Annotated in this window: 4 protein-coding genes; 3 read left to right on the forward strand and 1 reads right to left on the reverse strand. The window is 71.1% G+C overall.

Going from position 1 to position 6,551, the window contains the following annotated elements; translation table 11 throughout:
- Positions 1-18: 18 nt before the first annotated feature.
- The gene (locus QTI51_RS28515; protein WP_286517050.1) at positions 19-1,482 is read right to left on the reverse strand and encodes an MFS transporter; all 1,464 of its coding nucleotides are present in this window, start codon (positions 1,480-1,482) and stop codon (positions 19-21) included.
- A gap of 251 nt (positions 1,483-1,733) precedes the next feature.
- On the opposite strand from QTI51_RS28515, the gene QTI51_RS28520 reads away from it, so the two are divergent.
- The 3 genes from QTI51_RS28520 (at position 1,734) to QTI51_RS28530 (ending at position 6,491) form a co-directional block, all read left to right on the forward strand.
- Positions 1,734-3,101: a dicarboxylate/amino acid:cation symporter gene (locus QTI51_RS28520; RefSeq protein ID WP_286517048.1), complete on the forward strand. Its 1,368-nt coding sequence runs from the start codon at positions 1,734-1,736 to the stop codon at positions 3,099-3,101.
- A 122-nt stretch (positions 3,102-3,223) separates the two neighbouring features.
- Positions 3,224-5,113, forward strand: coding sequence for a sensor histidine kinase (locus tag QTI51_RS28525; RefSeq protein ID WP_353506559.1), 1,890 nt, complete (start codon positions 3,224-3,226; stop codon positions 5,111-5,113).
- A gap of 7 nt (positions 5,114-5,120) precedes the next feature.
- Positions 5,121-6,491, forward strand: coding sequence for a sigma-54-dependent transcriptional regulator (locus tag QTI51_RS28530; RefSeq protein WP_116910773.1), 1,371 nt, complete (start codon positions 5,121-5,123; stop codon positions 6,489-6,491).
- The last annotated feature ends 60 nt before the right edge of the window (positions 6,492-6,551 follow it).

Raw genomic sequence — 6,551 nt, forward strand, 5'->3', positions numbered from 1 at the left:
GTTGTTCTTCTCGTTGCTCTATCTGCGGCTCGACACCGCCAGCCCGGCCTCGCGCTCCAGCCGCAGGCACATCAGCGTGGCGATGGCCATCAGCGCGGCCACCACGTACCAGGCATGGTGAAAGTCCACCAACTGCACGGCCGGCGCGTCGCGCAGCGCCTTCGACGCGCCCAGCACCATCGCGCCCAGCGCCACGCCGAGCGCGAGCGACACCTGCTGCAGCATGGTGCCCAGCGTGCTGGCGCCGGCGCGCGCGCTGTCGGGCACGTCGGCGAAGGCCAGGGTGTTGATGGCCGTGTAGTTCATGGAGCGCGCCATGCCCGCCACGAACAGCAGCACGCAGATGCCCGGCAGCGGGTCGCCGGGCGACAGCAGCCCGCAGGCGAACAGCGTGGCGGCGCAGAGGGCGCCGTTCACCGTCAGCACGCGCCGGAAGCCGAAGCGGCGCAGCACGGTGGTGGTGGCGCTCTTCATGACCAGGTTGCCGCCCATGTACACCAGCAGCATCGAGCCGGCCTGGAAGGCCGTCATGCCGAAGCCGATCTGGAACATCAGCGGCAGCAGGAAGGGCGAGGCGTTGATGGCCACGCGCGAGACGAAGCCCGCCGTCGCGGTGGCGATGGCGTAGGTGGGCACGGCCAGCGCGCGCAGGTCGAGCATGGGCGCCGCGGCCCGACGCGCATGGCGCACCGCCAGGGCGGCGGCCACCGCGCCGGTGGCCAGCAGGCCCAGCGTGGTGGCCGAGGTGGGGTGCGCCCCGCCCAGCCGCGTGAGGCCCTCGACCAGCGCGGCCAGCGCCACCGCGGTGAGCACGAAGCCCGCCAGGTCGAAGCGGGTGCGGGCCGCGTCGGTGCGGCGCGGAAAGAGCCGCATGATCAGCAGCAGCCCCACCAGCCCCAGCGGCACATTGAGCAGGAAAATCCAGCGCCACGACGCATGCGTGGCAATGAGCCCGCCCAGCGGGGGGCCGAGCACCGGCGCGATGAGCCCCGGCCAGGTGATGGTGCCGATGGCCTCGATGAGCCGGTGCTTCGGTGTTTCGCGCAGCACCACCAGCCGCCCCACCGGCGACATGAAGGCCGCCGCCGCGCCCTGCAGCACGCGCGCCGCCACCAGCGCGCCGAAGGTGGGCGCCAGCCCGCACAGCAGCGAGGCCACGGTGAAGGTGCCCACCGCCAGCGCGAACACCCGCCGCGCCCCGAAGCGCCCGGCGCACCAGCCGGCGGCCGGCACCAGCGCGGCCATCGCGATGAGGTAGACCGTGACGGCCAGGCTGGCGTCCAGCGCGCCGATGCCGAAGCCCGCGCCAATGGCCGGCAGCGCGGTGACGATCACGGTGGCGTCCAGCGTTTCCATGAAGAAGGCGGCCGCCACGGTGAGGGCGATGCGCTGGGACGCGGTGTCTTTCGCGCCGGCGGCCGCTCCGGCTCCAGCGCCGGATGCAGCGCCGGATTCAGCGCCGGCTTCGTCGTTGTCTTTCATGCGCGCAAGTCTGACACCGCAGTCTTACCTGGGGTTTTCCCTTGGGCATCGGTCCGGCGGATCGGACGGGCGCGGCGCGCGCCATCCGGTTCGTCGGCGCGCGGGCGGCGGCGCGGGCCTGCCGGGCCTCATGAAATCAACGACTTAGCGCGCTTCGCGGCCCTGGTTCGCGGTGGCATATCGATTGCTGAGCCCCTGGGCCGACCGCATCGCCCGATGCGGCGCGCCGCCTTGCGACTGGAGACACACCAATGAGCACCCCCGTGGAACACCCGCCCCAATCACCGACACCCAAGCCCTTCTACAGGTCCCTGTACTTCCAGGTCATCACGGCCATCGTGCTGGGCGTGCTGCTGGGCCATTTCTGGCCCGACACCGGCGCCTCGATGAAGCCGCTGGGCGACGGCTTCATCAAGTTGATCAAGATGATCATCGCGCCCATCATCTTCTGCACGGTGGTGGTGGGCATCGCCGGCATGGAAGACATGAAGAAGGTCGGCAAGACCGGCGGCCTGGCGCTGCTGTACTTCGAGATCGTGAGCAGCATCGCGCTGGTGGTGGGGCTGGTCATCATCAACATCGTGCGGCCCGGCGCGGGCATGAACGTGGACGTGAGCCAGCTCGACACCAAGAGCATCGCGGCCTACACCGGCCCGGGCAAGATGCAGAGCACCACCGACTTCGTGCTCAACATCATTCCCAACACGCTGGTGGACGCCTTCGCCAAGGGCGAGATCCTGCAGGTGCTGCTGATCGCGGTGATGTTCGGCTTTGCGCTGCACAAGTTCGGCGGCCGCGGCACGCTGGTGTTCGACGTGATCGAGAAGGGCTCGCACGTGCTGTTCGTGATCGTGGGCTACATCATGAAGCTCGCGCCCATCGGCGCCTTCGGCGCCATGGCCTTCACCATCGGCAAGTACGGCGTGAGCTCGCTGCTGCAGCTGGGCCAGCTGATGGCCACCTTCTATGCCACCTGCCTGCTGTTCATCTTCGTGGTGCTCGGGGGCATCGCGCGCTTCCACGGCTTCAGCATCTGGAAGTTCATCAAGTACATCAAGGAAGAGCTGCTCATCGTGCTGGGCACCTCGTCCAGCGAGTCGGTGCTGCCGCGCATGATGGCCAAGCTGGAGAACCTGGGCGCCAAGAAATCGGTGGTCGGGCTGGTGATTCCCACGGGCTATTCGTTCAACCTGGACGGCACCTCGATCTACCTGACGATGGCCGCGGTGTTCATCGCCCAGGCCACCAACACCGACATGACCGTCACCCAGCAGCTCACGCTGCTGGCGGTGCTGCTGCTGACCTCGAAGGGCGCGGCCGGCGTGACGGGCAGCGGCTTCATCGTGCTGGCGGCCACGCTGTCGGCGGTGGGGCACGTGCCGGTGGCGGGGCTGGCGCTGATCCTGGGCATCGACCGCTTCATGTCGGAGGCGCGCGCGCTCACCAACCTGATCGGCAACGGCGTGGCCACGCTGGTGGTCGCCAAGTGGACCGGCGACCTCGACACCGTGCGCATGCACCAGCACCTGAACCAGGAAAGCACGGCCGAGGCCGACGAGCCCGAGCGCGTGCTCGACGCCACCGAGGCCCACATGCCCGGGGCGCCCCGCCGGGCCTGAACCGGAAAGCTGGGCCGGCGCCCCGAGACCGCGAGCGGGCCGCCGGGCGCCTCGTCCCGCATCGCTGGGGTCATCGGGCTGCCACCGATGCGGGCGGCTTGCCCTTGTGCAATAACGCTCCCATGAATTCAAGGGAGCCGGTTCGCCGTTTCGATGCGCCTGTGGACCCTCCCAGGGGCTGGCGCGGGTTGCCGCGCTGGCTCGGCGCGCTGGCCCTGGTGGCGGTGGCCGCCTTCGCGGGCCACCAGCTGGCCCTGCAGAACGGCCTGGCCCGCCTGCGCGAGGCCGCCGACCACCGGCTGGACATGCTGGCCACCGGCCTGGACGCCGACCTGGCCCGCTTCGACTACCTGCCCGCGCTGCTCGAGATGACGCCCATCGTGCCGGCGCTGCTCGGCACGCCGGCCGACACGCAGCTGCGCGACGCCGTCAACCGCTACCTCGACGGCGTGAACGCCACCGCCGGCGCCGAGATGCTCTACGTGCTCGACGCCTCGGGCACCTCGCTGGCCGCCTCCGACTGGGACAAGCCCGGCACCACGCTGGGCCAGGACCTGTCGTTCCGCCCCTACGTGATCGACGCGCTGGGCCAGGGCCGCGGGCGCTTCTACGGCGTGGGCATCACCAGCAAGCGGCCGGGCTACTACCTGTCGTACGCGCTGCGCCGCGGCCAGCCGCAGCGCGGCGTGGTGGCGGTGAAGGTCAACCTGGAAGAAGCCGAGCGCGCCTGGCGCAAGCTGCCGGGCGACGTGGCGCTGATCGACCAGCGCGGCGTGGTCATCCTGGCCACGCGCGAAGACCTGAAGTTCAGGCCGCTGCTGCCGCTGGACGCGCTGCAGCGCGCCGAGGTGCTGCGCTCGCGCCCCTACGGCGAGGCCGCGCTGCGGCCGCTGCAATGGACGCAGAAGGAGTCGCTCGACCGCGACGTGCAGGTCATTTCGCTCGACGGGCGCGACCAGCTCGCCTCGGCCCGCACCCTGCGCGGCGCGCCCTGGCAGCTGGTGGTGCTGGACGACCTGGCGCCGGTGCGCGTGGCCGCGCGCAACACCGCCATTACCGCCGCGCTGGCCATGACGGTGCTGCTGCTGCTGGCCGTGGCCCTGTGGCAGCGCCGCCGCGCGGTGCGCCAGAAGCTGGCCAACCAGGCCGCGCTGCAAACGGCGCACGACACGCTCGAGTCGACCGTGGTGGCGCGCACCGCGCAGCTGCGCGCCGCCCAGGGCGAGCTGGTGCACGCGGGCAAGATGGCCGCGCTGGGCCAGATGTCGGCCGGCGTGGTGCACGAGCTCAACCAGCCGCTCACGGCCATGCGCACCCTGTCGGAAAGCGCGGGCATCCTGCTGGAGCGCAACCGGCTGGAGGACGTGCGCGGCAACCTCGAGCGCATCCGCAACATGGTCGACCGGCTGGCGCGCCTGACCACGCAGCTGAAGACCTTCGCGCACAAGAGCGAGCTGCCGCTGGTGCCGCTGCTGCTGTCGCAGGCCATCGCCGACGCGCAGGTGATCGTGGCCGACGCGCTGAGAAAGCAGCGCGTCACCCTGCAGGCCGATGTGCAGCCGCCCACGCTGAGCGTGATGGCCGAGGAGGCCGCGCTGGGCAGCGTGCTGGCCAACCTGATGCGCAACGCCATCGACGCCATGCAGGACGCGCCGGTGCGCACGCTGCGGCTGGAGGCGCGCGCGCAGGGCGGGCGCGTGCTGCTGAGCGTGACCGACACCGGCCCCGGCATCCACCCCGATGTGCTGCCGCGGCTGTTCGAGCCCTTCGTCACCCGCAAGCCGGCGGGGTCGGGCCTGGGCACGGGGCTGGGACTGGGGCTCGTCATCTCGGCACAATTGGTGCGGGCCATGGACGGCACGCTGCGCGCGGCCAACCTGGAGACCGGCGGAGCGTGCTTCGTGGTCGACCTGCCCGCGGCGCTGGTCGCGGCGCACGGCCCGTCCGTGCCGGGCGGTGCCCTGATCGGCGCCCCGTTCGGCGCCCCCTTTTCCATCGAGCAACAGGAGTGACCCCCAAGTGAGCGAAGCCCCCGCCATCCGGGTGATGCTGGTCGAGGACGACGAAGACGTCCGCGTCAGCACCACCCAGGTGCTGACCCTGGCCGGGTTCGAAGTCGAGTCCTTTCCCAGCGCCGAGCGCGCGCGCGCGCACATCGGCTTCGGCGTGCCCGCCATCGTGGTGAGCGACGTGCGCCTGCCCGGCATGAGCGGCACCGAGTGGCTGCCCGAGCTGCACCAGGCCGACCCCGAGCTGCCCGTGATCCTGGTCACCGGCCACGGCCACATCGCCATGGCGGTGCAGGCCATGCGCGAGGGCGCCTACGACTTCATCGAGAAACCCTTCGGCTCCGAGCGGCTGGTGGCCATCGTGCGCCACGCCATCGAGCGGCGCGCGCTCACGCTGCAGGTGCGCGCGCTGCGCGACGCGCTGGAGAACTGGCAGGGCATCCAGTCGGTGCTCATCGGGCGCTCGGCGCAGATGCAGCAGGTGCGCCAGACCGTGAAGACGCTGGCCGAGACCTCGGCCGACGTGCTGGTCTACGGCGAGACCGGCACCGGCAAGGAGCTGGTGGCGCGCTGCCTGCACGACCACAGCGCGCGCCGGCGCCAGCACTTCGTGCCGTTGAACTGCGGCGGCCTGCCCGAGGCGCTGGCCGAGAGCGAGCTGTTCGGCCACGAGGCCGGCGCCTTCACCGGCGCCAACCGCGTGCGCGTGGGCAAGTTCGAGTACGCCAGCGGCGGCACGCTGTTTCTCGACGAGATCGAGAGCATGCCCATGGCGGTGCAGATCAAGCTGCTGCGCGCGCTGCAGGAGCGCAGCATCGAGCGCATCGGCTCCAACAAGACCATTCCCTTCGACTGCCGCGTGGTGGCCGCGAGCAAGGACGACCTGAAGGACATGAGCGACCGCAAGCAGTTCAGGGCCGACCTGTACTACCGCCTGGGCGTCGCCTTCATCGAGCTGCCGCCGCTGCGCGAGCGGCGCGAGGACATTCCGCTGCTGTTCGAGCACTTCACCCTGCAGGCCGCCAGCCGCTACGAGCGCCCCGCGCCGCTGCTGAGCAACGCCCAGCTGGCCGACCTGATGGCCTACGCCTGGCCCGGCAACGTGCGCGAGCTGCGCAACGTGGCCGACCGCTTCGTGCTGGGGCTGCTGGGCGAGCGCCTCACGCAGACGCGCGGCGCGGGCGGTGGCATGGAAGGCACGCCCGCGCTGCCGCGCGCCTTGCCGCAGCAGGTGGAATCGTTCGAGCGCGCGGTCATCGTCGAAGAGCTGCGCCGCCAGCGCGGCGACCAGCCGGCCACGGCCGCCGCGCTGGGCATTGCCCGCCAGACGCTGCACGACAAGGTGCGCAAGCTGGGCGTGGCGGTGGACGAGTTCAAGTAGCCCGCCCCCCGGCGCGCCCAAAAACCCCAGCTTTCGAAGCGCCATTGAGCGGGCCGAATT

It is taken from the genome of Variovorax sp. J22G73 (assembly GCF_030317035.1).
Lineage (GTDB): Bacteria > Pseudomonadota > Gammaproteobacteria > Burkholderiales > Burkholderiaceae_C > Variovorax.